The 25,296-nt window shown below is 56.7% G+C and carries 22 protein-coding genes; 8 read left to right on the top strand and 14 right to left on the bottom strand.

Annotated features, from left to right (window positions below):
* Positions 1 to 43 precede the first annotated feature (43 nt).
* From artM to ACLIBF_RS14435, 5 genes are all read right to left on the bottom strand, one after another.
* Positions 44 to 712: an arginine ABC transporter permease ArtM gene (artM, locus tag ACLIBF_RS14455; RefSeq protein WP_031376995.1), complete on the bottom strand. Its 669-nt coding sequence runs from the start codon at positions 710 to 712 to the stop codon at positions 44 to 46.
* The gene (gene artQ / locus ACLIBF_RS14450) at positions 712 to 1,428 is read right to left on the bottom strand and encodes an arginine ABC transporter permease ArtQ (RefSeq protein ID WP_046288421.1); all 717 of its coding nucleotides are present in this window, start codon (positions 1,426 to 1,428) and stop codon (positions 712 to 714) included. Before artQ ends, artM begins: the two co-directional genes overlap by 1 nt.
* Before the next feature lie 6 nt (positions 1,429 to 1,434).
* The gene (gene artJ / locus ACLIBF_RS14445; protein WP_089561102.1) at positions 1,435 to 2,166 is read right to left on the bottom strand and encodes an arginine ABC transporter substrate-binding protein; all 732 of its coding nucleotides are present in this window, start codon (positions 2,164 to 2,166) and stop codon (positions 1,435 to 1,437) included.
* A gap of 15 nt (positions 2,167 to 2,181) precedes the next feature.
* Complete coding sequence (gene artP / locus ACLIBF_RS14440; protein ID WP_069728086.1) at positions 2,182 to 2,910, bottom strand: arginine ABC transporter ATP-binding protein ArtP; 729 nt, start codon at positions 2,908 to 2,910, stop codon at positions 2,182 to 2,184.
* 224 nt (positions 2,911 to 3,134) lie between these two features.
* Positions 3,135 to 3,674: a lipoprotein gene (locus tag ACLIBF_RS14435; RefSeq protein ID WP_279809379.1), complete on the bottom strand. Its 540-nt coding sequence runs from the start codon at positions 3,672 to 3,674 to the stop codon at positions 3,135 to 3,137.
* Positions 3,675 to 3,780: 106 nt separating this feature from the next.
* Between ACLIBF_RS14435 and ACLIBF_RS14430 the strand changes: the two genes are divergently transcribed.
* Positions 3,781 to 4,101, top strand: a complete 321-nt coding sequence (locus tag ACLIBF_RS14430; RefSeq protein ID WP_031376991.1) for a heavy metal-binding domain-containing protein — start codon at positions 3,781 to 3,783, stop codon at positions 4,099 to 4,101.
* Entirely contained in the window at positions 4,098 to 4,922 is an 825-nt protein-coding gene (locus ACLIBF_RS14425) for an N-acetylmuramoyl-L-alanine amidase (protein ID WP_159223729.1), read from the top strand. Before ACLIBF_RS14430 ends, ACLIBF_RS14425 begins: the two co-directional genes overlap by 4 nt.
* Before the next feature lie 10 nt (positions 4,923 to 4,932).
* On the opposite strand, the gene ltaE is transcribed toward ACLIBF_RS14425, so the two are convergent.
* The 3 genes from ltaE to ACLIBF_RS14410 form a co-directional block, all read right to left on the bottom strand.
* Positions 4,933 to 5,934 (bottom strand): low-specificity L-threonine aldolase, encoded by a 1,002-nt coding sequence (ltaE, locus tag ACLIBF_RS14420; protein ID WP_031376989.1) that lies wholly within the window; start codon positions 5,932 to 5,934, stop codon positions 4,933 to 4,935.
* A 65-nt stretch (positions 5,935 to 5,999) separates the two neighbouring features.
* Positions 6,000 to 7,721: a ubiquinone-dependent pyruvate dehydrogenase gene (gene poxB, locus ACLIBF_RS14415; RefSeq protein ID WP_279809378.1), complete on the bottom strand. Its 1,722-nt coding sequence runs from the start codon at positions 7,719 to 7,721 to the stop codon at positions 6,000 to 6,002.
* Positions 7,722 to 7,840: 119 nt separating this feature from the next.
* Positions 7,841 to 8,740 carry a lysine exporter LysO family protein gene (locus tag ACLIBF_RS14410; RefSeq protein ID WP_448310017.1) on the bottom strand — a complete coding sequence of 300 codons (900 nt, stop codon included), beginning with the start codon at positions 8,738 to 8,740 and terminating at the stop codon, positions 7,841 to 7,843.
* 135 nt (positions 8,741 to 8,875) lie between these two features.
* Between ACLIBF_RS14410 and ACLIBF_RS14405 the strand changes: the two genes are divergently transcribed.
* Positions 8,876 to 10,516 (top strand): DUF2813 domain-containing protein, encoded by a 1,641-nt coding sequence (locus tag ACLIBF_RS14405; RefSeq protein ID WP_448310015.1) that lies wholly within the window; start codon positions 8,876 to 8,878, stop codon positions 10,514 to 10,516.
* A 75-nt stretch (positions 10,517 to 10,591) separates the two neighbouring features.
* Here ACLIBF_RS14405 and cspD read toward each other — a convergent pair whose 3' ends face one another.
* A complete protein-coding gene (cspD, locus tag ACLIBF_RS14400) occupies positions 10,592 to 10,816 on the bottom strand; it encodes a cold shock-like protein CspD (RefSeq protein WP_046288420.1) in 225 nt (74 codons plus the stop codon).
* A gap of 316 nt (positions 10,817 to 11,132) precedes the next feature.
* On the opposite strand from cspD, the gene clpS reads away from it, so the two are divergent.
* Entirely contained in the window at positions 11,133 to 11,453 is a 321-nt protein-coding gene (gene clpS, locus ACLIBF_RS14395) for an ATP-dependent Clp protease adapter ClpS (protein WP_003849318.1), read from the top strand.
* Between the two features lie 52 nt (positions 11,454 to 11,505).
* Positions 11,506 to 13,782 carry an ATP-dependent Clp protease ATP-binding subunit ClpA gene (clpA, locus tag ACLIBF_RS14390; RefSeq protein ID WP_031376985.1) on the top strand — a complete coding sequence of 759 codons (2,277 nt, stop codon included), beginning with the start codon at positions 11,506 to 11,508 and terminating at the stop codon, positions 13,780 to 13,782.
* A gap of 87 nt (positions 13,783 to 13,869) precedes the next feature.
* Here clpA and infA read toward each other — a convergent pair whose 3' ends face one another.
* From infA to trxB, 5 genes are all read right to left on the bottom strand, one after another.
* Positions 13,870 to 14,088: a translation initiation factor IF-1 gene (gene infA / locus ACLIBF_RS14385; RefSeq protein ID WP_002211347.1), complete on the bottom strand. Its 219-nt coding sequence runs from the start codon at positions 14,086 to 14,088 to the stop codon at positions 13,870 to 13,872.
* Between the two features lie 345 nt (positions 14,089 to 14,433).
* On the bottom strand, positions 14,434 to 15,126 hold the full coding sequence (gene aat, locus ACLIBF_RS14380) for a leucyl/phenylalanyl-tRNA--protein transferase (RefSeq protein WP_031376984.1): 693 nt from the start codon (positions 15,124 to 15,126) through the stop codon (positions 14,434 to 14,436).
* Positions 15,127 to 15,158: 32 nt separating this feature from the next.
* Positions 15,159 to 16,889: a heme ABC transporter ATP-binding protein/permease CydC gene (cydC, locus tag ACLIBF_RS14375; RefSeq protein WP_089561099.1), complete on the bottom strand. Its 1,731-nt coding sequence runs from the start codon at positions 16,887 to 16,889 to the stop codon at positions 15,159 to 15,161.
* Complete coding sequence (gene cydD, locus ACLIBF_RS14370) at positions 16,889 to 18,658, bottom strand: heme ABC transporter permease/ATP-binding protein CydD (protein ID WP_279809374.1); 1,770 nt, start codon at positions 18,656 to 18,658, stop codon at positions 16,889 to 16,891. The genes cydC and cydD overlap by 1 nt, the downstream gene beginning before the upstream one ends.
* A 144-nt stretch (positions 18,659 to 18,802) precedes the next feature.
* Entirely contained in the window at positions 18,803 to 19,771 is a 969-nt protein-coding gene (gene trxB / locus ACLIBF_RS14365) for a thioredoxin-disulfide reductase (RefSeq protein WP_031376981.1), read from the bottom strand.
* A 522-nt stretch (positions 19,772 to 20,293) separates the two neighbouring features.
* On the opposite strand from trxB, the gene lrp reads away from it, so the two are divergent.
* From lrp to lolA, 3 genes are all read left to right on the top strand, one after another.
* Complete coding sequence (gene lrp / locus ACLIBF_RS14360; protein ID WP_006118610.1) at positions 20,294 to 20,788, top strand: leucine-responsive transcriptional regulator Lrp; 495 nt, start codon at positions 20,294 to 20,296, stop codon at positions 20,786 to 20,788.
* A 118-nt stretch (positions 20,789 to 20,906) separates the two neighbouring features.
* Positions 20,907 to 24,500 carry a DNA translocase FtsK 4TM domain-containing protein gene (locus ACLIBF_RS14355; protein WP_448310011.1) on the top strand — a complete coding sequence of 1,198 codons (3,594 nt, stop codon included), beginning with the start codon at positions 20,907 to 20,909 and terminating at the stop codon, positions 24,498 to 24,500.
* Positions 24,501 to 24,681: 181 nt separating this feature from the next.
* Positions 24,682 to 25,293 (top strand): outer membrane lipoprotein chaperone LolA, encoded by a 612-nt coding sequence (gene lolA / locus ACLIBF_RS14350; RefSeq protein ID WP_031376650.1) that lies wholly within the window; start codon positions 24,682 to 24,684, stop codon positions 25,291 to 25,293.
* Positions 25,294 to 25,296 lie beyond the last annotated feature (3 nt).

Genomic DNA, 25,296 nt, shown 5'->3' with positions numbered 1-25,296 from the left:
TGTGATTGTCCAGGCGTATCAGGCGAGCAGGCTCGCCTGACCATCAGTTACGGTGTTCAAAGGCCAGTGCGCGTTTCTCGATCAGCCGCATCATCAGCGTCAGCACCCCGTTAACACACAGATAAACCAGCCCGGCGGCGGCATACACCGTGACATCATAGGTGCGACCGTAGAGCAGCTGACCGTGGCCCATCACTTCCATCAGGGTAATGGTATAGGCCAGCGAGGTGCCTTTAAACACCAGCACCACCTCATTGGAGTAAGAGGAGAGGGCGCGCTTAAATGCATAAGGCAGCAGAATACGCAGCGTATCTTTGCGGTTCATGCCGAGTGCAGCGCAGGATTGCCACTGACCGGACGGAATAGCCCGCACCGCGCCGTAAAACAGCTGGGTCGTGTAAGCCGCGCTATTGAGCGACAGCGCCAGCATGGCGCACAGCCACGGTTGCGACAGCAGGTGCCACAGCCAGGGGATCTGCTGGATCGACGGAAACTGTCCCGGACCGTAATAGATCAGGAAGATCTGCACCAGCAGCGGCGTGCCGGTAAACAATGTGATAAAGCCTTTTACCAGCGGATTAAGCACCGGCGTTTTCAGCGACAGCACCACGGTGAACAGCAGCGCCAGCAGCAGCGCCAGCACCAGCGAGGCCGCGGTCAGCGTCAGGCTGGTGTGTAATCCTTTCAGTAATTCGGGCAGATACGCCAGCATCAGCTGTTCCCCCGTTCAAATCGGGTGGTGCGCAGCTCAATGCGGCGCAATACCGCCTGGCTGAACAAGGTGATCACTAAATAGATAGCCGCAGCCACCAGGAACCAGGTAAACGGCTCCTGAGTTCGGGTGGCGATACTTTTGGTTTGCAGCATCAGGTCGTTGACGCTGATCAGCGACACCAGTGCGGTATCTTTCAGCAGTACCAGCCACTGATTGCCGAGTCCTGGCAGGGCATGCCGCCACATCTGCGGCATAATCAGACGCAGAAATATCGCCGATTTTTTCATTCCCAGCGCCTGACCCGATTCCCACTGGCCGATCGGCACTGCTTTCAGCGCCCCGCGCAGGGTTTGTGAGGCGTAGGCGGCATACAGCATCGCCAGCGCAATCACGCCGCACAGGAACGGACTGACGTCGAAGTTTTCAATTTCTACCTGAATGGGTAACTGAAACAGGCCGAAATTGAGGGTGAAACCGTCGGAGAGGGTCAGCAGCAGCTGAGAGGCGCCAAAGTAGATAAACAGCACCACCAGAATTTCCGGCAGACCGCGGATCAGGGTGACCAGACCGGTGCCGATCCACGCCAGCGGTTTCCAGCGCAGCGACTCCCAGCCAGCGAAAATCATCGCCAGCACCAGGCCGGCGATAAGCGCACAAACGGCAAGGCCGACGGTCATGCCGGCGGCGCTTGCGAGTGGGATCATTTCATTCATCAGAAATTACTGCGGGAACCATTTGCTGTAGAGCGTCTTATAGGTGCCGTCGGCTTTGATTTTATCCAGCGCACCGTTGAATTTGGTTTGCAGATCGGTATTGCCGGTACGCACTGCAATGCCCAGACCGGTACCAAAGTAGGCTTTATCGGTGACTTTCTCGCCCACTGGCGCCAGCGTCGCGTTCTGCTTCAGCCACTCATTAACCACCGCCGTATCGCCGAATACCGCATCAATACGGCCATTTTTCAGATCCAGCACCGCATTCTGATAGCTGTCGTACGGCACGGTAGTGATTTCACTGTGCTTTTCGGTCAGGTATTTCTGGTGAGTGGTGCCGTTTTGTACGCCGACGCGCTTGCCTTTCAGCGCCTCAATGCTGGCCACTTTCCCTTTCTGCGCCACGAACAGCGCCGAGTTGTCGTAGTAAGGCTTGCTGAACAGCACCTGTTTTTCACGCTCAGGGGTGATATCCATGCCGGCCATCACCGCATCAAAGCGACGGAATTTCAGGCTGGGGATCAGGCTATCGAACGCCTGGTTGGTGAAAGTACAGGTCGCATCAATCTCTTTACACAATGCATTCGCCAGATCGACATCGAAGCCCTGAATCTTGTTGTCTGAATCGACGAACTCAAACGGAGGGTAAGAGGCTTCGGTCGCGAAACGAATGGTCTGCGCCGCGGTGGCGCTCAGGCTAAAACCAGCAAGCAGTGCAGCAAGTACGACTTTTTTCATTGTTAGCATCCTGACTTAGTGCGAAAGATAGTGAGCAAACGCCTCGGTTTGCGGCTGTGTAAAGCGGCTGGCATCACCCTGTTCCACAATGTGACCATTTTCCATGTAGACCACGCGGCTGGCGGTTTTACGCGCCACTTCCACTTCATGGGTAACGATCACCTGCGTAATCCGGGTCTGGGCCAGTTCGCGAATAATGGTGACAATCTGAGCGGTAATTTCCGGGTCGAGCGCAGCGGTCGGCTCATCAAACAGCAGCACCTGCGGCTCCATCATCAGGGCGCGGGCAATCGCCACCCGCTGCTGCTGACCGCCGGAGAGATGCAGCGGAAAACGGTCGCTGTAGGGCGTCAGACGCAGACGATCGAGCAGCTTGTCTGCCCGGGCACGCGCGTCACTCTTGCTCAGACCCAGCACCCGGCAGGGCGCTTCCATCAGGTTCTGCAGCACGGTCAGATGCGGCCAGAGATTATATTGCTGGAACACCATTCCGACGTTCTGGCGCAGTTCACGGATCGCGGCCTCAGCCGGCTTCTGGCTGAAATCGAAATGATTACCGGCGATCTGCAACTGACCTGAACGGGGTTGCTCCAGCAAATTCAGCACCCGCAGCAACGAACTCTTACCGGCACCACTGGGACCCAGCAATACCAGTGTCTCGCCTTGCGGACACTCAAGATTAATGTCGAACAGCGCCTGATGAGCACCGTAGAAGCAGTTTATTGCGTTTAGTTGAATACTCATGCGCCAGATTTGAATAGCTATTAGTGTCGCGGATTTTAACGTCACCAGAATAGTTATGCAATTGAGGTGGGTTAAAATTTATGAAACAGCCGGGAAAACCGCTAAAGCTTAGCACAATATCATGTGCTGTCCGGCGGGATGACCCGACGAATGCCGGGCTAGCGGAAACAAAAAAAGCGCGGGTATCAGTACCTCGCGCTTTTTATCACTCGCCGAACGGGTGATTATTTTTTTGATTTTTCAAGCATCTGACTCAGGCTGCCACCCTCGGCATGTGCCGGGTTCGCCATATAGCGAACATCATCGACTACCCAGCAACTGCCCTGGTGGATCATCAGCACTTCATCCTGCCACTGCTTGCCGTCGCGGCTCAGTTCAACCCGCAGCGGAATATTGCGCGCATCACGGTTAGGAATGGTAGAAGCGTCGGCTACGCTGGCAGCGGTCGGACCCTGTGACAGGCTGGAGAAGAGATCGCCGTTGCGCCACTGTGCGCCGGCGTTACTGCCGCTGGCGGCCTGCAGTGAGTGATAGAGTGCATCGCTCAGGTAAGGGCGATATTTTGCCAGCGTGTTGCTGTCCGGCAGACCCTGGGTCGGCTGCTGAACGCGCAGCTCATAGAACTGTTGGGCAACCTGGTCAGGGCCGCCTTCGATGCACGGCGCGCTACGCGGGCCATTATCCTTAATCACGGGCTCAACGGTGGTACAGGCGCTGAGCAGCAGGGCCGCGGGGATCATTAGCGCAAACGCGTTGTTTCTCATCTCGATTTCCTTATTGTTCTCTGGCAAGGTGCCCTTTTTAGCATAGAGTATAGCCGTGCTTTTTAGTCGAAAGAGCCTTAGTCCGGTTTTCAACAAGGAGAAGACGATGAAATTTTCAACTACCCCCACGCTGGAAGGCCACAGCATCACGGATTATTGCGGTGTGGTAACCGGCGAAGCGATTCTCGGTGCCAATATCTTCCGCGATTTTTTTGCTGGCATTCGCGATATCGTCGGCGGCCGATCCGGCGCCTATGAAAAAGAGCTGCGCAAAGCGCGTGAGATCGCCTTCAAAGAGCTGGAAGAGCAGGCCAAAGCGCTGGGTGCTAACGCGGTTGTCGGAATTGATATCGATTACGAAACGGTCGGCAAAGAGAGCAGTATGCTGATGGTCAGCGTCAGCGGGACGGCGGTAATCGTTCGTTGAAACGCCTGCTGTTGCTGCTCGCAGCGCTGATGCTGGTGGGCTGTCAGTCCGGGGTGGAATCCCGTCCCGGCTACTGGGCCGACCTGCGGCATCCCGCCCAGGGTGCGCGACCACGGGTTAAAGTGATTGTGATTCACTATACCGCCGAAGATTTTTCCTCTTCGCTGGCAACCCTGACCGATCAACAGGTCAGCGCCCATTATCTGATCCCGCGGCAGCCGCCACAGCGCGCCGGTAAGGGCGTCATCTGGCAACTGGTGCCGGAGCAGCAGCTCGCCTGGCACGCCGGACCGAGCTTCTGGCGTGGAGCCAGCCGGATTAACGACACCTCAATTGGCATCGAACTGGTGAATCGCGGTTATCGCCGTACTCTGACCGGTCGCGAGTGGCAGCCGTTTACCACGGCGCAAATCACTGCGCTGGAGGCGCTGCTGCGTGATATCAGCCAGCGCTACGCGATTGCGCCGGAAAACATTGTTGGTCACAGCGATATTGCCCCGCAGCGTAAACAGGACCCCGGACCGCTGTTTCCTTGGCAGCAACTGGCGCAGCGGGGATTGGGTGCCTGGCCTGATGCCCGACGGGTAGCGTTTTACTTAGCCGGTGAGGATCCGCACGCGGCGGTACCGGCTGAAGTAATCGTCGATCGCTTACAGCGTTACGGCTATCCGGTGAGTAGGGCGATGAGCGCGCGCGAGCAGCAGACGGTGATCGCAGCGTTTCAGATGCATTTCCGGCCGGCAGACTATCGCGGCAACGCAGATGCCGAAACTGCCGCGATAGCGGCCGCGCTGCTGGAAAAGTATGGCGCGGCGCAGTAAGCGGGAAAAATTACTGCTGCAGAAAGGCTTTCCAGTGGGCCACCACCTGCTCAAGCGCGGCGCGATCGGCATCCAGATGGGTCACCAGTCGGGTGCGGGGACCGGCGCTGATCAGCACGTCGCGCGCTTTCATCCACGCCGCTAGCGGTTCAACCTGGTTGGCCGGTAGCTGGACAAACAGCATATTGGTTTGCTGATCAATCACTTCCACGCCAAGCTCATGCAGTTGCTGTCCCAGCCAGGCGGCATTATCGTGATCCTGCTGCAGACGCGTCACGTTATGCTGCAGGGCATAAAGCCCGGCCGCTGCCAGAATTCCGGCCTGACGCATACCGCCGCCGGTCATTTTACGCCAGCGGCGCGCCCGCTCAATCAGCGTCGCATCACCACACAGCAGGGAACCGACCGGCGTACCCAGACCTTTTGACAGGCAGATGGTCAGGCTGTCGCAGTAGCGGGCGATCGCCGCCAGCGTAGTCTGCTGGGCGACGACCGCATTGAAGATGCGTGCGCCATCAATATGCAGTGCCAGCTGCCGCTCTCGGGTAAAAGCCCAGGCCTGTTCCAGATAACTTATCGGCAATACTTTGCCGTGATGGGTGTTCTCCAGGCTCAGCAGGCGGGTGCGGGCGAAGTGAATATCATCAGGCTTGATGGCGGCGGCCACGTCGCTGAGCGGCAGCGTACCATCGTCAGCGGCCAGAATCGGCTGCGGCTGGATACTGCCCAGCACCGCCGCGCCGCCCGCTTCATATTTGTAGTTATGCGCCTGCTGACCGACGATATACTCATCACCACGCTCACAGTGGCTCAGCAACGCCACCAGGTTGGCCTGGGTACCGGTCGGGAAGAACAGCGCAGCCGCTTTACCGCTCAGGCGCGCCGCTTCTGCCTCAAGGGCGTTAACGGTAGGATCATCACGGTAGACATCATCACCGGTTTCGGCGGACATCATGGCGCTTAACATGGCGGCACTGGGCCGGGTCACGGTATCACTGCGTAAATCGATCACCTGAAGCTCCTGAACGTGGCGGAAAAAAAGGCGGGCATCGCGCCCGCCTGGGTGAAGCTGTTGTTTTACCGCAGCCAGTTGGTTTTCGCCAGTTCTACCACTTCGTCGCCGCGTCCATTCAGAATGGCGCGCAGCATGTACAGGCTGAAGCCTTTGGCCTGCTCCATTTTAATTTGCGGCGGCATCGCCAGTTCTTCTTTGGCAGTGATGACATCGACCAGAACCGGACCGTCATGGGCGAACGCCTGCTCCAGCGCGCCGTTCAGCTCTGATGCTTTTTCTACCCGGATGCCTTTAATACCGCACGCTTCGGCGATGGCCGCAAAGTCGGGGTTGTCCAGCTCGGTGCCGTCGGTGAGGTAGCCGCCAGCTTTCATCTCCATCGCCACGAAACCCAGCACGCTGTTGTTGAAGATCACCAGCTTGACCGGCATTTTCAGCTGCGCCAGCGAGATAAAATCGCCCATCAGCATGCTGAATCCACCATCCCCACACAGTGCCACCACCTGGCGATTGCGGTCAATTGACTGGGCACCCAGCGCCTGCGGCATCGCGTTGGCCATTGAGCCGTGGTTAAACGAGCCGAGCAGCCGGCGCTTGCCGTTCATCTTCAGATAACGCGCCGCCCAGACCGTCGGCGTACCGACGTCGCAGGTGAAGATGGCGTCTTCACTGGCGTAGTGACTGATCTGCTGCGCCAGATATTGCGGATGAATCGGCTGTTTATCGTCGGGCTGGGCCAGCTCGTCAAGACTTTTACGCGCATCGACATAGTGTTCCAGCGCGCTGTCGAGATGACTGCGGTCGATTTTGCTGGTCAGCTGCGGCAGCAGTGCCTGCAGTGTGGTTTTCACGTCGCCGACATAAGCTTCATCAACGTGACAGTGCGAACCGAGGCTGCCGGGATTGATATCGATCTGAATAATGCGGGCCTTTTCCGGATAGAAGGCGCGGTAGGGAAACTGGGTGCCAAGTAGCACCAGCGTTTCGGCATTCATCATGGCGTGGAAGCCGGAAGAGAAGCCGATCAGCCCGGTCATGCCGACATCATAAGGATTGTCATATTCGATGTGCTCTTTACCGCGCAGCGCATGGACAATCGGCGCTTTCAGCGTCTCCGCCAGCCTGACCACTTCCTGATGCGCACCGGCGCAGCCGCTGCCGCACAGCAGGGTAATATTGCTGGCCTGATTCAGGGTCTCAGCCAGTTGGGCCAGTTCAGCGGCCTGTGGCAGAACCTGCGGCAGCTGCGGCGGATACCACGCAGCGTTAGCGTTTTCGGGGGCTAGCTTAAGTGCAACATCGCCCGGCAGGACGACCACCGAAACGCCGCGATTGAGGATCGCTTTGCGCATGGCGATACCCAGCACCTGCGGCAGCTGCTCAGGATTGGATACCAGTTCGCAGTAGTGGCTGCATTCGCGGAACAGCTCCTGCGGATGGGTTTCCTGAAAATAGCCGCTGCCGATCTCGCTCGACGGAATATGCGCCGCAATCGCCAGCACCGGCACGCGGTTGCGATGACAGTCGAACAATCCGTTGATCAGGTGTAAATTGCCTGGCCCACAGGAGCCGGCGCAGACCGCCAGCTCACCGCTGATATGCGCTTCCGCGCCTGCCGCAAACGCCGCCACTTCTTCGTGGCGCGTCGGCATCCATTCAATGGTGCCCATGCGGTTCAGACTGTCACTCAGGCCATTTAATGAGTCCCCGGTAACGCCCCAGATGCGTTTGACGCCGGCGTTTTCAAGCGTTTTAGCGACCAGCGCCGCCACGGTTTGTTTCATCTTATTCTCCTTTGTGGGTGCGCCAGACCGATGGCGCGACCAAAACCGCAAAAAAGAAGCGTAGACGACGTAACAGAAAAGCAGCCGTGAAAAAATGCGCTGGAGGCTGCCCGCGCCGGTCAGGCCGAGAACAGGGCGATCAGAATCGGAGCCAGCAGGCTCATGACAAAGCCGTGCACAATGGCGGCGGGCACGATCTCATTGCCACCGGCCCGCTGCAGCACCGGCAGGGTAAAGTCCATTGAGGTGGCACCACATAAGCCTAAGGCGCTGCAGCGATGGCGGGCGATGAGCGCCGGGATCAGCATAATCGCCACCAGCTCGCGCAGCAGATCGTTGAAGAAAGCGGCGCTGCCGATCACCGGGCCAAACGCTTCGGTGAGCAGAATACCTGAGAGCGAGTACCAGCCGAATCCGCTCGCTAACGCCAGACCGGTTTTTAGCGGCAGGCCCAGCGCCAGCGCTGCGATCATTCCGCCGACCAGCGCGCTGACCAGTACCACGCTGGCCACCAACATTCCCCGTCGGTTGAGAATGATCTGACGCAGCGTCATCCCGCTGCCACGAAGCTGAATGCCAACCAGAAACAGCAGGAAAATCAGCGCATATTCACTGGCGGTAGCGGCATAATGCAGTAACGGCCATTGGGTGAGGCCGAGCACAAACCCGATCACCACTACGCCGCACAGCTTGAGTGAATCCAGCGCCATGTGCAGCCGTGAAGGTAATTTTTCCTGTTTATGGCTGTACTGCCAGGGCACGCGCTTCTCCAGCCAGCGCAGCGCCAGCAGGTTACATAACAGGATGCACAGCGCGGTCACCAGCGCGGTGTGAAACACGGTAACCAGATTGCTGCTGAGGTTATCAAGAAACGCCAGGCTGATGCCCATGAAGAACAGGATCACGTAGACCATCCAGCCCAGCAGGCGATTGACCTGACGCAGCACGGTGGTTTGACGGAACGGTAACAGCCAGCCCGTAATCAGCGGCAGCAGGATAATCAGAAGTCCGGAGTACATAAAAAATAAGGCCATCCATGCAGTAAGTGGCGACACGCTAACGAAAAAGCGCGGTAGAGTAAACCCTCGGCCGCGCGTGACCTGACCAGTCGGTGTCCGGCAACCCTGCTTCGTTTAGCAAGAGGATGGAACCCTATGATTCTGGAACATATCGACATTCGCGGTTTTCGCGGCATCAACCAGCTTTCCCTGCCTTTAACCCAGACCAACCTGCTGATTGGTGAGAATGCCTGGGGTAAATCCAGCCTGCTTGATGCGCTGAGTTTACTGCTGTCACCGCATCACGATGAGTATGTTTTTACCCCGGCTGACTTTCATTTTACGCCGGGCGATGTCACGGATTCGATGCGTCGTCTCTCGGTGGTGTTTCACTTTCGCGATGATGGCAGCGCTGATGATGCGCTGCTGGCACCGTTCTGGCAGCGTGACGCACAGGGCGCGCGCTGGCTCTATTACAGCGTGCGTGCCACCTGGCGTCAGCAGGGGGTCAGTGCCAGTCGGCGCTTTGTCGACCGCCAGCTTCAGCCGCTGACACAGGACAACTGCGCGGCGGCCATTGCACGCCTGCTGCAACGGCATCCGGTATTGCGACTGCGCGATGCGCGTTTCAGTAAACGATCCCGGCATGAGCTGCCGCCGGACGATCCGATCCTGCATCCTCAACTGATGGCTGGAATGGAAGATCTGGCACGCGATCTTGAACGGCACCCGCAGCAACTGAGTGATGAAGTCTTGCGGCAGGGATTGAAAACCCTGCAGCAACTGATGGAGCATTACTTTCTGGTACAGCAGCCAGCCGCCGCGGTTGCCCGGCGGGTCGATCCGCAACAGCGTCATGGCGATCGGGGATGGCAGGCGCTGGATCAGCTTAATCAGCTGATCGCTGGCAATGATTCGCGCAGCCGGCAACTGATTCTGCTGCAGATGTTTACGCTGCTGATTCAGGCGCGGGGCGATCTGCCGCTGGCGCCTGACGCCCGTCCATTGTTACTGATTGAAGATCCGGAAACCCGCCTGCATCCAATCATGCTGTCGGTGGCGTGGAATATGCTGTCGCTGCTGCCGCTGCAAAAAATTGCCACCACCAACTCGGCGGAGCTGTTGTCGCAGGTGCCGGTTGAGAATGTCTGCCGACTGGTGCGTGAACCGTCACGGGTCGCGGCGTGGCGCATCGGCCCGGAAGGCCTGAGCGCGGAAGAGAGTCGCCGCATTGGCTTTCATATTCGCGTTAACCGACCGGTGGCGCTGTTTGCCCGTTGCTGGCTATTAGTTGAGGGTGAAACCGAAGTCTGGATCATCAATGAGCTGGCGCAGCAGTGCGGCTACAGTTTTGCCGCCGAAGGGGTAAAAGTGATTGAGTTTGCCCAGTCTGGCCTCAAACCACTGCTGAAATTTGCCCGCCGGATGGGCATCGCCTGGCATGTTCTGACGGACGGAGATGAGGCGGGCAACAAATATGCCACCGCCGCCCGCAGCCAGCTGCAGCCGCACGATAGCGAGCAGCAGCATCTGACACAACTGCCGGCGCTGGATATCGAAAACTTCCTCTTCCAGCAGGGCTTTCGCGATGTTTATCTGCAGATGGCGCACCTGCCGTTAAACGTGAGGATGAGTGCCAGGCGTATTATTACCACGGCGATTCACCAGAGCTCGAAGCCTGAGCTGGCGATCGCAGTGGCTACCTCAGCGGCGGAACGCGGTCAGGATGCCATTCCGCTGTTAATGCGCGAGATGTTCGCCCGGGTCATCGGGCTGGCGCAGGGTAAGGCGGATTAAACGCGGGCCACAAGAAAAATGCCAGCGTCGGTGGCTGGCATTTTTAGGGGAGTGTTCAGTAGGGGGAAGCAGAGGTCAGGCAACGGCCTGCACTTCTGCTACCGGCACGATCAGACTGGCGTGATTGCCTTTCGGACCTTCGTGGACATCAAACTGAACTTGCTGGCCAGCTTTCAGCGTTCTGTAACCATCCATCTGAATCGTTGAGTAGTGGGCAAAGATGTCTTCGCCACCGCCAACTGGACAGATAAAGCCAAAGCCTTTGGCGTTATTGAACCATTTAACTGTACCCGTCTCCATGCTTTTACTTCCCTCGCAAGACATTTTATAAGTAGGTGAGGTCATTGAAGCTGTGAGTCGAGTTTGATTAAAACTCAATCAGCTTGTGCAAGTAGAATGTAGAGAAATGGCCGCTGGCGTCAAGCAAACCCCCGGGCTCGGTGGGGAAAAAATCATCAAAATTTGAGGCAGTTAACGCTATTGCGAATTTTGTGATACAGGTCGCGGGTGGGAATTTCTGAATAAATTTTCATCAGCGGCCAGTGGCTTGACAGGCATGTTAAACTCTCAACATGTAGCCGCTTAAATGCGATGGGCGAAATCTCAACGGAACACTATGGCAAACACAAACGACTGGCTTAACTTTGAACATCTGGCCGAAGACAAAGTACGCGAAGGGTTAAAGCCGCCTTCAATGTATAAAGTCATTCTGAATAATGACGATTATACACCTATGGAATTTGTTATTGACGTTGTACAAAAGTTCTTTTCTTATGATGTTGAACGTGCAACGCAACTGATGTTGAAAGTTCACTACCACGGCAAGGCGATCTGTGGTGTATTTACCGCAGAAGTCGCCGAGACTAAAGCGGCCCAGGTGAACAATTATGCGCGGGAAAACCATCATCCGTTGCTGTGTACGCTGGAAAAAGCCTGATCCCGTCTCCATATAGGAAACAGGTCAGAGCGATAATTGGGGGAGGTGCCTAATGCTCAATCAAGAACTGGAACTCAGTTTAAATATGGCTTTCGCCAGAGCGCGTGAGCACCGTCATGAGTTTATGACCGTCGAGCATCTGTTACTGGCATTGCTCAGTAACCCGTCGGCCAGAGAGGCATTGGAAGCCTGTACGGTGGACATTGTGGCTCTGCGGCAGGAACTCGAAGCCTTCATCGAACAAACCACACCCGTTTTACCTGCCAGTGAGGAGGAGCGCGATACACAACCGACGCTCAGCTTCCAGCGCGTATTACAGCGTGCGGTTTTCCATGTCCAGTCATCCGGTCGCAGCGAAGTTTCCGGTGCGAACGTGCTGGTCGCTATCTTCAGCGAGCAGGAGTCGCAGGCCGCTTATCTGTTGCGTAAACATGAAGTCAGCCGCCTTGATGTGGTGAACTTTATTTCACACGGTACGCGTAAAGATGAGCCTGGCCAGGCGCCTGGCGCAGAAAATCCGGTTAACGAAGAGCAAGCAGGCGGGGAGGATCGTATGGAAAACTTCACCACCAATCTCAATCAGCTTGCTCGCGTCGGTGGCATCGATCCACTGATCGGTCGCGATAAAGAGCTGGAGCGTACTATCCAGGTACTGTGCCGTCGCCGTAAAAATAACCCACTGCTGGTGGGGGAATCGGGCGTCGGGAAAACCGCCATAGCGGAAGGGCTTGCCTGGCGTATCGAGCAGGGCGACGTGCCGGAAGTGATGAAAGACTGCACCATCTACTCGCTGGATATTGGTTCGCTGTTAGCCGGCACCAAATACCGCGGTGACTTTGAGAAACGTTTCAAAGCGCTGCTGAAGCAACTCGAGCAGGATGAGAGCAGCATTCTGTTTATCGATGAAATCCATACCATCATCGGTGCAGGTGCCGCCTCGGGCGGCCAGGTTGATGCCGCTAACCTGATTAAACCGCTGCTTTCGAGCGGGAAAATCCGGGTAATGGGTTCCACCACCTATCAGGAGTTCAGCAACATCTTCGAAAAAGACCGTGCCCTGGCGCGTCGCTTCCAGAAGATCGATATCACGGAGCCCTCTGTTGATGAAACCGTGCAGATCCTGAATGGCCTGAAAACCAAGTACGAAGCGCACCACGATGTGCGTTACACCGCGAAAGCGGTACGTGCGGCGGTGGAGCTGGCGGTGAAATACATCAACGACCGTCATCTGCCGGATAAGGCAATTGACGTGATCGATGAGGCCGGTGCGCGTGCGCGCCTGATGCCAGCCAGTAAGCGCAAGAAAACCGTTAACGTGGCTGACATTGAAACCGTGGTCGCACGCATTGCCCGTATTCCGGAGCAAAGCGTCTCGGCAACCGATCGCGATACGCTGAAAAATCTCGGCGACCGCCTGAAAATGCTGGTGTTTGGACAGGACAATGCCATTGAGGCACTGACGGAAGCGATCAAAATGAGCCGGGCAGGATTGGGTCAGGATCGTAAACCCGTCGGCTCGTTCCTGTTCGCCGGACCGACCGGTGTCGGTAAAACCGAAGTCACGGTACAACTGGCGAAAGCGCTGGGCATTGAACTGCTGCGCTTTGATATGTCCGAGTACATGGAGCGTCACACCGTCAGTCGTCTGATTGGTGCGCCTCCGGGTTATGTTGGCTTTGATCAGGGCGGCCTGCTGACGGATGCGGTGATCAAACATCCTCATGCGGTGGTACTGCTGGATGAGATTGAGAAAGCGCACCCTGACGTGTTCAACCTGCTGCTGCAGGTGATGGATAACGGTATGCTGACCGATAACAACGGTCGCAAAGCGGACTTCCGTAACGTGGTGCTGGTGATGACCACCAACGCCGGGGTACGTGAAACCGAACGTAAATCTATCGGCCTGATTCATCAGGACAACAGCACCGATGCGATGGAAGAGATCAAGAAGATCTTTACGCCAGAGTTCCGCAACCGTCTGGACAACATCATTTGGTTCAGTCACCTGTCACCAGAGGTGATTCATCAGGTGGTCGACAAGTTTATTGTCGAGTTGCAGGCGCAGCTGGATGCGAAAGGGGTATCGCTGGAAGTCAGTGATGAAGCACGTGACTGGCTGGCTGAGAAGGGCTATGACAAAGCGATGGGGGCCCGTCCGATGGCACGCACCGTACAGGAAAGCCTGAAAAAACCGTTAGCCAATGAACTGCTGTTTGGTTCGCTGGTGGATGGCGGCTCAGTCTCGGTGGCGCTGGATCGTGAAAAAGGTCAGCTGACCTATCACTTCCTCAGCGCAGAGAAACGCAAAACAGAAGGCACCGTGCACTGATTGACGGCAGCCAGATATGAAAAAGGCCGGATTCTCATCCGGCCTTTTTTTTTCGCTGCATTTCTGGTGCCGCGAGACTATCGCAGCTTAGCGACTACGGAAGACAATGCGGCCTTTGCTCAGGTCGTACGGGGTCAACTCGACTGTGACTTTGTCGCCCGTCAGGATGCGGATGTAGTTTTTGCGCATTTTACCGGAGATATGAGCGGTAACCACGTGTCCGTTCTCAAGTTCTACGCGGAACATGGTGTTAGGTAACGTATCCAGTACGGTACCTTGCATTTCAATATTGTCTTCTTTGGCCATCGAATCCTCTGGGTGTACTACCTTTCAGTTGAACCGGCAAGATAATGCCCAATTCAACGATTTATGTAAAGAACCGTCGGCGATTTTGCCAACGCTTTGCCGTGCTTCGCGTCATAACGCGAGCATTACGGAAAAATTCGGGTGTTTATGTGACGTCTGCGGGGGATTAGCGGGCTAAGAATCTGTATCAACCGGTTACACGCGCACGATTGAAACAGTTCCGAGAGTGCGTTGAGATTCCCAGCCTGGCAATTCCGGCTTGTAAAAACTAAGCGCGGACGACATACCAAACTCGACTATTATATCACTTATACGCCTTTATGTGTGCAAAACATCTGCGCGCGGCTAAAAAAGGGTTTGTGTTCGCCAGCATCCGTCGCTGACCGGTTGCCACGCAAGGCTTTGTACATATTGCAGATAGTCAGCACGCGGGATTTCCAGCGCGCCCAGTGAAGCCGTATGCGGGTTAAGTACCTGACAATCCACTAGTCGGCCCTGATGTTTGATGAAATGCTGACAGAAAACCAAAAGTGCGGTTTTTGACGCGTTCTCCTGACGACTGAACATCGATTCACCGCAAAAGATTTGGCCCAGCGCCAGGCCATACATTCCGCCTACCAGCTTGTGCTCATCCCAGACCTCAATCGAATGCGCATGACCGGATTCATACAGCCTCAGCCACGCACGTTTGACCTCAAAGGTAATCCAGGTTCCTTCTTCACGACCCGTGGCGCAGCCGTCAATCACCTCAGCAAAAGCCTCGTTCATTGTCACGCGATAAGGCGAGCGCTGATGAAAACGCTTCATACTGCGGCTAAGGTGAAAATGTTCCGGCAACAGTACCGCGCGTGGATCGGGTGACCACCAGAGAATCGGATCGCCGGGTGAAAACCAGGGGAAAATGCCGTGCTGATAAGCGTTAAGTAAGCGTGCAGGGGAAAGATCGCCGCCCATCGCCAGCAAGCCATTCGGCTCGCGCAGGGCCATCTCCGGTGGCGGAAATTGCAGAGATTCCCGTGACAGTTGTACCAGTCTCATTGCGTTGTTCTACTCATCAGCATGTCGCTAGACTATAGCGCAATCCGCTGCCGGAAACGCCAGTAGCGGCCCGCTTTTGAGATTAATTCGGCATGGCTGCCTTGCTCGACAATCACACCGTTATCCATCACACAAATGCGGTCCATTTGCTCCAGTCCGCTCAGGCGATGAGTCACCATCATCACCGTTTTGCCGATGGTAAGCCGCTGTAGCAGGCTGAGAATGTGCTGCTCAGTGGTGGCATCCAGCCCTTCGGTGGGTTCATCCAGCAGCCAGAGATCGCCATCATGCAGCGCCGCCCGGGCAATCGCCAGGCGTCGTAGTTCACCACCCGACAGTGGGCGACCACCTTCGCCCAGCCAGGCGTTTAAACCCTCCGGCGTCTCCAGCAGGCGCTGCAGGCCGGTATCGATCAGTACCTGACGTAATGTTTCATCGCTGGCGGCAGGGCAGGCCAGCAGCAGGTTATCACGCAGGCTCTGACTGAACAGATGAACCCGCTGAGTCACCACGCTGATACGCTGGCGCAGTTCCGATTCCGGCCAGGCGGCGATCGGCAGATCGTTCAGGCTGATTGTGCCAGGCTGGCACTCCCAGGCACGGGTCAGCAGCGCCAGTAAGGTCGACTTCCCACAGCCGGTAGGACCGAGCAGCGCAATGCGTTCACCCGGGTTAACCTGCAGCGAGAGCTGATTGAGTACCTTATCCGGACGATCGGGATAGCTGAAATCGAGCCGATCAATCTCTACCGCCAGGCTGCCGGTCCGGGCGCGACCCTGCGTCGGGAAGGTGATGGCCGGGACCTGATCGATAATGTCATTAACCCGCTGCGCCGAGGTGATCACCTGTGACATCGGCAGAAAAGCCGTGGCAACCGGCGCCAGCGCTTCAAATGCCGCCAGCGCACAAAAAACCACCAGTGCGATCAGCGAGCCGGGTAACTGCTGTTCGCTGATGCTGCCCGCACTCAGCCACAGTAGCGAGGTCACCGTCAGGCCGCTGATCAGCAACAGCAGACTCTGCGCGGCAGCCTGTAAACGTAGCTGCTGGCGCTGCGCCTGAAGCCAGTGCTGTTCCTGCTCATCGAGCTGTTTACGCCACGCCTGTGAAGCGCCATACAGGGTAAGTTCTGCCTGACCGGCCAGCCAGTGCATCAGCTGGGTACGCCAGCGGGCCCGGCCATCGGCAATGGCTACTCCGGCTGGCGAGCCAAGACGATAAAACAGCGCCGGCAGGATAATCAGGGTGCCCAGCATGATAGCGCCCAGCGTCAGTCCGAGCTGAAGATCGATAAAACTCAGGCCGAGGGTAACCACCATCGTCACCACCAACGCGCCTGCCAGCGGAGAAATGACCCGCAGATAGAGATGATCGAGCGTATCGACGTCTGCAACAAAACGGTTGAGCAGATCGGCCTGGCGAAAACGCGATAGTTGGCCCGGTGAAAGCGCAATCAGGCGGCTGAAGGTATGCACTCGCAGATGCTGCAATACGCGGAAGGTCGCATCGTGGCTGACCAGCCGTTCAGCATAGCGGGCAGCGGTGCGGATGATGGCTGCGCCGCGAACGCCAGCAGCAGGCAGCATATAGTTGAAACTGTAAAGTCCGGCCACGCCGGCCACTGAGGAGGCGGCAAGGAACCAACCGGAAAGCGTCAGCAAGCCGATGCTGGCCAGTAAAGTGAGAATCGCCAGCATTACTCCCAGCGCCAGGCGAAAAGGGTGACGCAGCCAGAGGCGCAGGAACGGACGTAAAGCGGACATCAGCCAATCTCCTGTTGACGGTGTTTCAGCATCTGATTGAACGGCCCCGCTTGTTGCGACAGCGTCTGCCAGTCACCCTGTTGCACCAGTTTGCCGGCCTCCATCACCCACAGCGTCTGCCCGTCGCTTAATGCATCAAGCTGATGGGTAATCATCAGCGTGGTCTGTTGGCTGGCCGCCTGATTCAGCGCCTGCATCACATGACGTTCGCTGAGCGCATCCAGACTGGCTGCCGGTTCATCCAGCAATAATAAATGCGAGGGTTTATAAAGCGCGCGCGCAACCGCAACGCGCTGTGCCTGGCCGACCGACAGCTGGTTACCGCCATCGCCGGGCTGTGTCTCAATCCCCTGCGGCAGCCGTGGCAGGAATTCGTTAACGCCACTGGTTTCGAGCACCGCAGCAAAGCGTGCGGCGTCCCAGCTGGCGTTCATCACAATATTGTCGCGCAGCGTGGCGGCCGGTAACTGAGGATTCTGCCCAACCCAACTGAGCTGCTGATGCCAGTCAGTACGGCGAATGTCACGGATTTCAACCCCGTTTGCCTTCAGCGAGCCCTGATAGGGCAGAAAACCCAGCAGGGCGTTCATCAGGGCCGTTTTGCCGGCACCGCTTTGACCGACCAGCGCGACGCGTTCGCCTGGCGCCAGAGTAAAGTTAAGCGGGCCACACAGCGGCTGACCATCGGGTGCACAGATCAACAGATCGACTGCGGCGAGATCGAGCGGGCCAGTGGCAGTAAACGGCGTGTCACCCTGCGACGGGCCGCTGGTTGGGCTGCCCTGCATGAACTGTTCGAGCGCATCGGCACCGCCGACGGCCTGCGCTTTTGCATGATAAAACGCCCCTAAATCGCGCAGTGGCTGGAAGAATTCAGGCGCGAGAATCAATACCAGGAAACCAGCAAACAGGGTGACGCCCTGACCGTAATCCCCGAAGTGCAGTTCGCCGAGATAAGAAAAACCAAAATAAACCGCCACGACGGCAATCGCTAACGAGGCGAAGAATTCCAGCACCGCCGAAGAGAGAAACGCCAGACGGAGCACTTCCATGGTGCGCTGACGGAAGTCAGTAGTGGCCACCGCTACCGCCTGTTGCTCAGCCGCGCCACGGTGAAACAGCCGCAGCGTTTCGCGGCCGCGTAAACGATCAAGGAAATTACCGCTCAGGCGCGCCAGTACCAGAAAGTTGCGACGGTTTGCTTCGGCTGCGCCCATCCCGACTAACGCCATAAACAGCGGAATCAGCGGCGCGGTCGCGAACAGAATCAGACCCGCTGTCCAGTTAAGCGGAAAGATCGCCAGCAGGATGCAGCAGGGGATCAGCACGGCCAGCGTCATTTGCGGCAGGTAGCGAGCATAATAGTCCTGCATCTCTTCGATTTGCTCGAGCAGCAGGGTGGCCCAGCTGCCGGCGGGCTTGCCCTGAATCCATGCCGGACCGAGCGCTGATAAACGATCCAGCACCTGCTTACGTAATGCCTGACGAATAGCCTGACCGGCACGGTAGCCGACCCGCTCGCGGGCATAATTGATCGCAGCGCGCAGCACGAAGCAGAGCAATAGCAGCAGCATCTTGCCAGCCAGTGCTGCACGTGGTTGCTGTTCAATAATCAGTGCCTGAAGCAGCGAAGCCAGCAGTGCGGCCTGAACAATGATTAACAGTGCGCTAACCACGCCCAGCAGCGTGCTCAGTCGCAACCAGCGACCGGCGAAATGACGTTGCTGACGTAGCCAGCGGGTGAGGTGCTGCTGCCGGGTTTTGTCCATGCGAGACCATGCGTTGAGCCGATGAGCGATGAAAATAATGGGGCATTTTCATCCCGTCCAGGCGCAAGAATCTAGCATGCGGGCAATAAAAAAGGCGACTGAAAAACAGTCGCCCGGAACATTTGAGATCAGAGGGTTAACAACTTACTTATCGTTTTTAACCAGCCCGTCAAGAAAACGTTCAGCATCTAACGCAGCCATACAGCCGGTGCCGGCCGAAGTAATGGCCTGGCGATAGATGTGGTCCATGACATCACCCGCGGCGAACACCCCAGGAATGCTGGTCTGGGTCGCATTACCGTGCAGGCCAGACTGGACTTTGATGTAGCCATTTTCCAGCTCAAGCTGACCGTCAAAGATGGCCGTATTCGGGCTGTGGCCGATCGCTACAAACAGACCGGCGACGTCCAGCGTTTCGGTCTCTTCACTGTGCAGGGTTGAGCGTAAAGTCAGGCCGGTAACACCCATCTGATCGCCCACCACTTCTTCCAGCGTACGATGGGTGTGCAGCACGATATTGCCGTTGCGGACTTTTTCCATCAGGCGATCAATCAGGATCTTCTCTGCACGGAAACTGTCACGACGATGGATCAGATGCACTTCCGCCGCGATGTTAGCGAGGTAAAGCGCCTCTTCAACCGCGGTGTTACCGCCGCCGATCACCGCCACTTTTTGATTGCGATAGAAGAAGCCGTCGCAGGTGGCACAGGCGGAAACACCTTTGCCTTTAAACGCCTCTTCCGACGGCAGGCCCAGGTAACGGGCAGATGCGCCGGTCGCGATGATCAGTGCATCGGCAGTGTACTCGCCGCTGTCACCGGTCAGGCGGAACGGACGGTTCTGCAGATCGACCGTGTGGATATGGTCGAAAATGATCTCAGTATTGAATTTTTCGGCGTGCTCATGCATGCGTTCCATCAGCGATGGACCTGTCAGATCGTGCGGGTCGCCCGGCCAGTTTTCCACCTCGGTGGTGGTGGTCAGCTGTCCGCCTTTTTCCAGACCGGTGATTAATACCGGATTCAGGTTGGCGCGTGCAGCATAAACGGCTGCGGTATAACCCGCTGGACCGGAGCCCAGAATGAGTAACTTACTGTGTTTGGCCGTACTCATGCGTTCCTCAGTTTCATTCGGCTGACATAGCCTGCGATTGTAGGGAATATCCGGCGGCAAAGACAAGGCTTAGGCAATTTTGTTAACGATAGCTGCAAACGGCGTAGACGATGAGTCGGCTTTTCGCCTGCCGGCTGCGCCAAAAGGGGGCAAAAATCGGTTTTTGCTGGTGCAGCAGTTCAAAAATACTCATTTAAAAACAGATACCCAGCGGTCTGTCTGGCATCTTGTACTGAATTTGGACATTTTACTTTGACAATCGCCTGCGCTTTTGCGAAAACATTATCAGAAGCGAATAACATTAATCGGAACAAAACAGGGTTTCCTCTCCTGTTTTGCACACAACTCCGAATAAATGCAGCCTGATATTGGTAATGACGCATGATGTGGACAGACAACATGCGTCATACGGATGAGTGTGAAAGCGCACAGGCTCGGTTAGTTCACTTCAGAAATGCCCCGAACAATGAGCGTTTTCAGGGCGTGGCAGGTAAAGGGAAGGAATTAAGAGAGACAATAATAATGGTAGACAATAAGAAACGCCCCGGGAAAGACCTCGACAGAATTGACAGGAATATTCTGAATGAACTTCAGAAAGATGGTCGCATTTCAAACGTGGAACTTTCCAAACGCGTAGGATTATCGCCTACGCCATGTCTTGAGCGTGTGCGTCGTCTCGAACGCCAGGGTTTCATCCTTGGCTATACCGCGCAGTTAAACCCACATTATCTTGATGCTTCACTGCTGGTGTTTGTTGAGATTACTCTGAATCGTGGCGCGCCCGATGTGTTTGAGCAATTTAACGCCGCTGTACAAAAACTTGAGGAAACTCAAGAGTGTCACCTCGTTTCTGGCGATTTCGACTACCTGCTGAAAACGCGCGTACCTGATATGTCCGCTTACCGTAAACTGCTGGGTGAAACCCTGCTGCGCCTGCCGGGCGTAAACGACACGCGGACTTACGTGGTGATGGAAGAGGTTAAACAGAGCAATCGGCTGGTGATCAAAACTCGCTAATGCGGGGCAGGTGCAAAACCTGTGAGATTTCGGTACACTCCTGTGAATTCATACAGGACCAGCGTCGGGCCAGCCCGACGCTGTTGCTTCTTACTTTACAGGCACCTGGAGAGTTCTCTTGAGCCAGGAATACACAGAAGATAAAGACGTTTCGTTACAATCGCTGAGCAGTGGACGTCGTCTGCTGGAAGCGTTGCTCATCCTGGTGGCGCTTTTTGCCATCTACCTGATGGTTTCTCTGGTCAGTTTTAACCCTTCCGACCCGAGCTGGTCGCAAACGGCCTGGCATGAACCTATTCACAATATTGGCGGCAGCGTTGGCGCCTGGCTGGCTGACACCTTACTTTTCATCTTTGGTGTGATGGCGTACGCCATTCCTCCGGTGATCCTCGGCCTGTGCTGGATTGCGTTTCGTCAACGTGATAACCAGGACTATTTTGACTATTTCGCTGTTGGCTTACGTCTGATCGGCGTGCTGGCGCTGGTGGTTACCACCTGCGGCATGGCGGCGCTGAATGCGGACGACATCTGGTACTTCGCCTCAGGCGGCGTTATCGGCAGTCTGGTGAGTAATGCGATTGCCCCCTGGTTTAGTCCGGCTGGCGGCACGCTGACCTTACTCTGCGTCTGGGCGGCGGGCATTACGCTCTATACCGGCTGGTCGTGGCTGACTATCGCCGAAAAAATCGGTGGCGTGGTGATGGGTGTGCTGACGTTTGCCAGCAACCGTTCCCGTCACGATGAGCCCTGGCAGGAAGAAGAGGATGAGCCGGAAGCGCGTGAGCAAGTTGACGCGCCGCTGCTGCGTACCGCTAACCCTGACGATGAGGACGATGTGCTGCTTTCTGCACCGCGCAGTGCGGCTGCCGGGGTGGAGCTTTCTCAGCAGGATCCGCTGCTGGCGAAAGCCGCTGCCGCAACCAGTGCAGCCGTAGCGGCCACCACGCAAGCGGCAGAAGGGGCGATCGCCCCAGCGTCTGCGCCAGCGACATCCGCAGCCTCGGTGCCGCCATCCGCTGTACCGCATACGCCGGCAACTTCAGCGCCTGTCTCGCAGCCAGCAGCAGCCCCGGCCTTTACGGCACCGCCTACCGCGGCACCGGCAGCCAGCCACGCCACTGAGTCAGCGTTTGCCGCAGCCAGTACGCCTGCGCATAACGCGCCAGCGGAGAATCCGCCGTTATACCGTTTTGAGATGCCGGATGAAGCGTCTGCTTCGCCGTCGTTCAGCGCCTATGACGATGATGAGCCTAAGATGGGTAACTGGCGTGATACGCCATCGATGCCTGCCGCACCGACCGCAGCCGTAGCAGCGGCTGCCTCGACTGCCCAGGCGGCGACGCGCACCGCACCGGTATTCGATCTGGCGCCTGAAACCAACCTCAATCCGCAGGTTAAGCAGGGCATTGGTCCGGCACTGCCGCGTCCTAATCCGGTAAAACTGCCAACCCGACGTGAGCTGGCCTCGTATGGCATTAAATTGCCTTCTCAGCGCATGGCGGAAGAGAAGGCGAAAACCGAAGAGAGTGTTTCGGCTGCACCTGTCGAAGCGGAAGCGGAAGAGGCGATGCAGCAGGCTGAACTGCGTCAGGCATTCCAGTCTGAACAGCAGCAGCGTTATGGCACCGGCTGGCAGCAGGATGACGAAGATGAGCAGGAAGCGCAGCAACAGGCCGCGCTGGCTCGCCAGTTCGCCGAACAGCAACAGCAGCGTTATGAGCCGGAAGTGAAAAAAGAGGCCCCGCTATTTAATCTGGATACGGCGTCCGCTTTTGACTTCTCACCGATGAAAGATCTGGTCGACGAGGGTCCGGTCGAGCCGCTGTTTACGATAGCCGCCACGCCGGAACCGGAAGCCCCTGCGGCCTCGCATGAGCCATGGCAACAGACGCGTGAAGTTTCAACACCTCAGGCTGCCGCACAGGTGCCGGCACCGACCGCTTTTGCGCCAGCTGCGCCTGAGCAGTCTGCCTATACTGCATCGTCTGCGACGCCGTCGCCGTACTCTGCCTCACCGGCAGCCGAACAGACGCCAACGCCAGCCGCGCCACAGCAGTCTGCCTATACGGCACCTGCCGCAACGCAGCAGCACACCGCTTCACCTGCGGCACCACAGGCAGCCGCGTATACTTCGCCTGCTGCCGCGCCGGTTGAAGAGGTTAAGCCGACGCTGCATGAAAGCCTGATCCATCCGTTCCTGATGCGTCATGAACAGCCGCTGGAAAAACCGTCTACTCCTCTGCCTTCGCTGGATCTGCTGACCGCACCGCCAGAAGAGGAAGAGCCGGTCGATATGTTCTCTCTGGAACAGACAGCCCGGCTGGTTGAGTCGCGCTTAGGCGATTACCGGGTGAAAGCCGAAGTGGTTGGCATCTCACCTGGTCCGGTGATTACCCGCTTCGAACTGGACTTAGCGCCGGGCGTTAAAGCTGCGCGTATCTCCAACCTGTCGCGGGACCTGGCCCGTTCACTCTCCACCGTTGCGGTGCGCGTAGTGGAAGTGATCCCGGGTAAACCTTATGTCGGTCTGGAATTACCGAATAAGCATCGTCAGACGGTTTATCTGCGTGAAGTGCTGGACTGTCCTAAATTCCGTGACAATCCTTCACCGCTGGCAGTGGTGCTGGGTAAAGACATTGCGGGCCAGCCGGTGGTGGCCGATCTGGCGAAAATGCCACACCTGCTGGTCGCCGGTACCACCGGTTCCGGTAAGTCAGTTGGCGTTAACGCCATGATCATCAGCATGCTGTATAAAGCCACGCCGGAAGAAGTCCGCTTTATCATGATCGACCCGAAAATGCTGGAGCTGTCAGTCTATGAAGGGATCCCGCATCTGCTGACCGAAGTGGTTACGGACATGAAAGACGCCGCCAATGCGCTGCGCTGGAGTGTCGGTGAAATGGAACGTCGTTATAAGCTGATGTCGGCGCTGGGCGTGCGTAACCTGGCGGGTTACAACGAAAAAGTGGAGCAGGCCGAAGCGATGGGCCGTCCTATTCCCGATCCGTTCTGGAAGCCGGGCGACAGCATGGATATGACGCCGCCAGTGCTGGAAAAACTGCCTTATATCGTGGTGATGGTCGATGAGTTTGCTGACCTGATGATGGCGGTCGGCAAAAAAGTTGAAGAGCTGATTGCCCGACTGGCGCAGAAAGCCCGTGCCGCCGGTATACACCTGGTGCTGGCGACGCAGCGTCCTTCGGTAGATGTGATTACCGGTCTGATCAAAGCCAACATCCCGACGCGTATTGCCTTTACCGTGTCGAGCAAAATTGACTCCCGTACTATCCTCGACCAGGGCGGCGCGGAATCGTTGCTCGGTATGGGTGACATGCTTTACATGCCGCCGAACTCTTCAATGCCAGTCCGTGTTCACGGCGCGTTTGTCCGGGATCAGGAAGTGCATGCTGTGGTTCAGGACTGGAAGGCGCGGGGTCGCCCACAATACATTGAAAGCATTACCGCAGGTGAAGAGAGCGAAGGCGGTGGCGGCATCGACAGTGATGAAGAGCTTGATCCGCTGTTTGACCAGGCGGTGGGCTTTGTGGTCGACAAACGACGCGCCTCTATCTCCGGTGTTCAGCGTCAGTTCCGCATCGGCTATAACCGTGCCGCACGTATCATTGAACAGATGGAAGCGCAGGGCATCGTCTCTGCACCGGGACACAATGGTAACCGTGAAGTGCTGTCGCCACCGCCGCACGATATGTGACGTCTGACGATACGTTTTGCAACATTAATCAATGAGCCAGTCCTGACTGGCTCATTGTTTTTACGCGGTTTAACCCCATATCTGAGAGAGCTTTCGGTTTATTCTCCTGTTCTGATGGCGGAATGGCGACCAGGCTTAATGCAGCTATTCATGGGAACGTTTAAATAAGGAATTGAAGCAGATGAAATTACGCGTAATTGCTCTTGGCCTGCTGGCCACCTTTTCTTCAGCCAGCGTACTGGCTGATGCTTCCAGTGATCTGCAACAGCGCCTGAATAAGGTCAGCAGCTTCCACGCCAGCTTTACCCAAAAAGTGACCGACAGTAGCGGTGCCAACGTGCAGGATGGTGAAGGCGAGCTGTGGGTAAAACGTCCCAGCCTGTTTAACTGGCACATGACCGCTCCGGATGAAAGCATCATCATTTCCGATGGCAAATCGCTGTGGTTCTACAATCCTTTTGTTGAACAGGCGACCGTCAGCCTGTTGCAGAATGCGACCAGCAACACCCCGTTTATGTTGATTGCCCGCAATCAGTCTAATGACTGGAAGCAGTACAACATTAAACAGCAAGGGGACAACTTCGAACTGACGCCAAAAAACAGTGACGGCAACCTGAAACAGTTCACCATTCAGGTGACGCCAGGCGGAACCATTAACCGCTTCAGCGCCATTGAACAGGATGGTCAGCGCAGCGATTATCAGCTGAAAAGCCAGCAGAATGGCGCGATCAGCCCGGATAAATTTACGTTCACTCCGCCAAAAGGCGTAACGGTGGACGATCAACGTCAGTGAGGT

The organism is Pantoea sp. PGP6, assembly GCF_053474785.1.
The sequence above is the reverse complement of the archived record's forward strand: the minus strand, read 5'-3'. Positions and strand labels throughout refer to the sequence as shown.

Excerpts from the sequence above, each read along its gene's own strand:
- ACLIBF_RS14410 (WP_448310017.1), bottom strand. The coding sequence starts at position 8,740 with ATGTACTCCGGACTTCTGATTATCCTGCTGCCGCTGATTACGGGCTGG.
- infA (WP_002211347.1), bottom strand. The coding sequence starts at position 14,088 with ATGGCCAAAGAAGACAATATTGAAATGCAAGGTACCGTACTGGATACG.
- trxB (WP_031376981.1), bottom strand. The coding sequence starts at position 19,771 with ATGAGTACGGCCAAACACAGTAAGTTACTCATTCTGGGCTCCGGTCCA.
- artM (WP_031376995.1), bottom strand. The coding sequence starts at position 712 with ATGCTGGCGTATCTGCCCGAATTACTGAAAGGATTACACACCAGCCTG.
- artQ (WP_046288421.1), bottom strand. The coding sequence starts at position 1,428 with ATGAATGAAATGATCCCACTCGCAAGCGCCGCCGGCATGACCGTCGGC.
- ACLIBF_RS14430 (WP_031376991.1), top strand. The coding sequence starts at position 3,781 with ATGAAATTTTCAACTACCCCCACGCTGGAAGGCCACAGCATCACGGAT.
- lolA (WP_031376650.1), top strand. The coding sequence starts at position 24,682 with ATGAAATTACGCGTAATTGCTCTTGGCCTGCTGGCCACCTTTTCTTCA.
- cydD (WP_279809374.1), bottom strand. The coding sequence starts at position 18,658 with ATGGACAAAACCCGGCAGCAGCACCTCACCCGCTGGCTACGTCAGCAA.
- clpS (WP_003849318.1), top strand. The coding sequence starts at position 11,133 with ATGGCAAACACAAACGACTGGCTTAACTTTGAACATCTGGCCGAAGAC.
- artP (WP_069728086.1), bottom strand. The coding sequence starts at position 2,910 with ATGAGTATTCAACTAAACGCAATAAACTGCTTCTACGGTGCTCATCAG.
- cydC (WP_089561099.1), bottom strand. The coding sequence starts at position 16,889 with ATGTCCGCTTTACGTCCGTTCCTGCGCCTCTGGCTGCGTCACCCTTTT.
- lrp (WP_006118610.1), top strand. The coding sequence starts at position 20,294 with ATGGTAGACAATAAGAAACGCCCCGGGAAAGACCTCGACAGAATTGAC.
- ACLIBF_RS14405 (WP_448310015.1), top strand. The coding sequence starts at position 8,876 with ATGATTCTGGAACATATCGACATTCGCGGTTTTCGCGGCATCAACCAG.
- clpA (WP_031376985.1), top strand. The coding sequence starts at position 11,506 with ATGCTCAATCAAGAACTGGAACTCAGTTTAAATATGGCTTTCGCCAGA.
- poxB (WP_279809378.1), bottom strand. The coding sequence starts at position 7,721 with ATGAAACAAACCGTGGCGGCGCTGGTCGCTAAAACGCTTGAAAACGCC.
- ACLIBF_RS14435 (WP_279809379.1), bottom strand. The coding sequence starts at position 3,674 with ATGAGAAACAACGCGTTTGCGCTAATGATCCCCGCGGCCCTGCTGCTC.
- cspD (WP_046288420.1), bottom strand. The coding sequence starts at position 10,816 with ATGGAGACGGGTACAGTTAAATGGTTCAATAACGCCAAAGGCTTTGGC.
- artJ (WP_089561102.1), bottom strand. The coding sequence starts at position 2,166 with ATGAAAAAAGTCGTACTTGCTGCACTGCTTGCTGGTTTTAGCCTGAGC.
- aat (WP_031376984.1), bottom strand. The coding sequence starts at position 15,126 with ATGAGACTGGTACAACTGTCACGGGAATCTCTGCAATTTCCGCCACCG.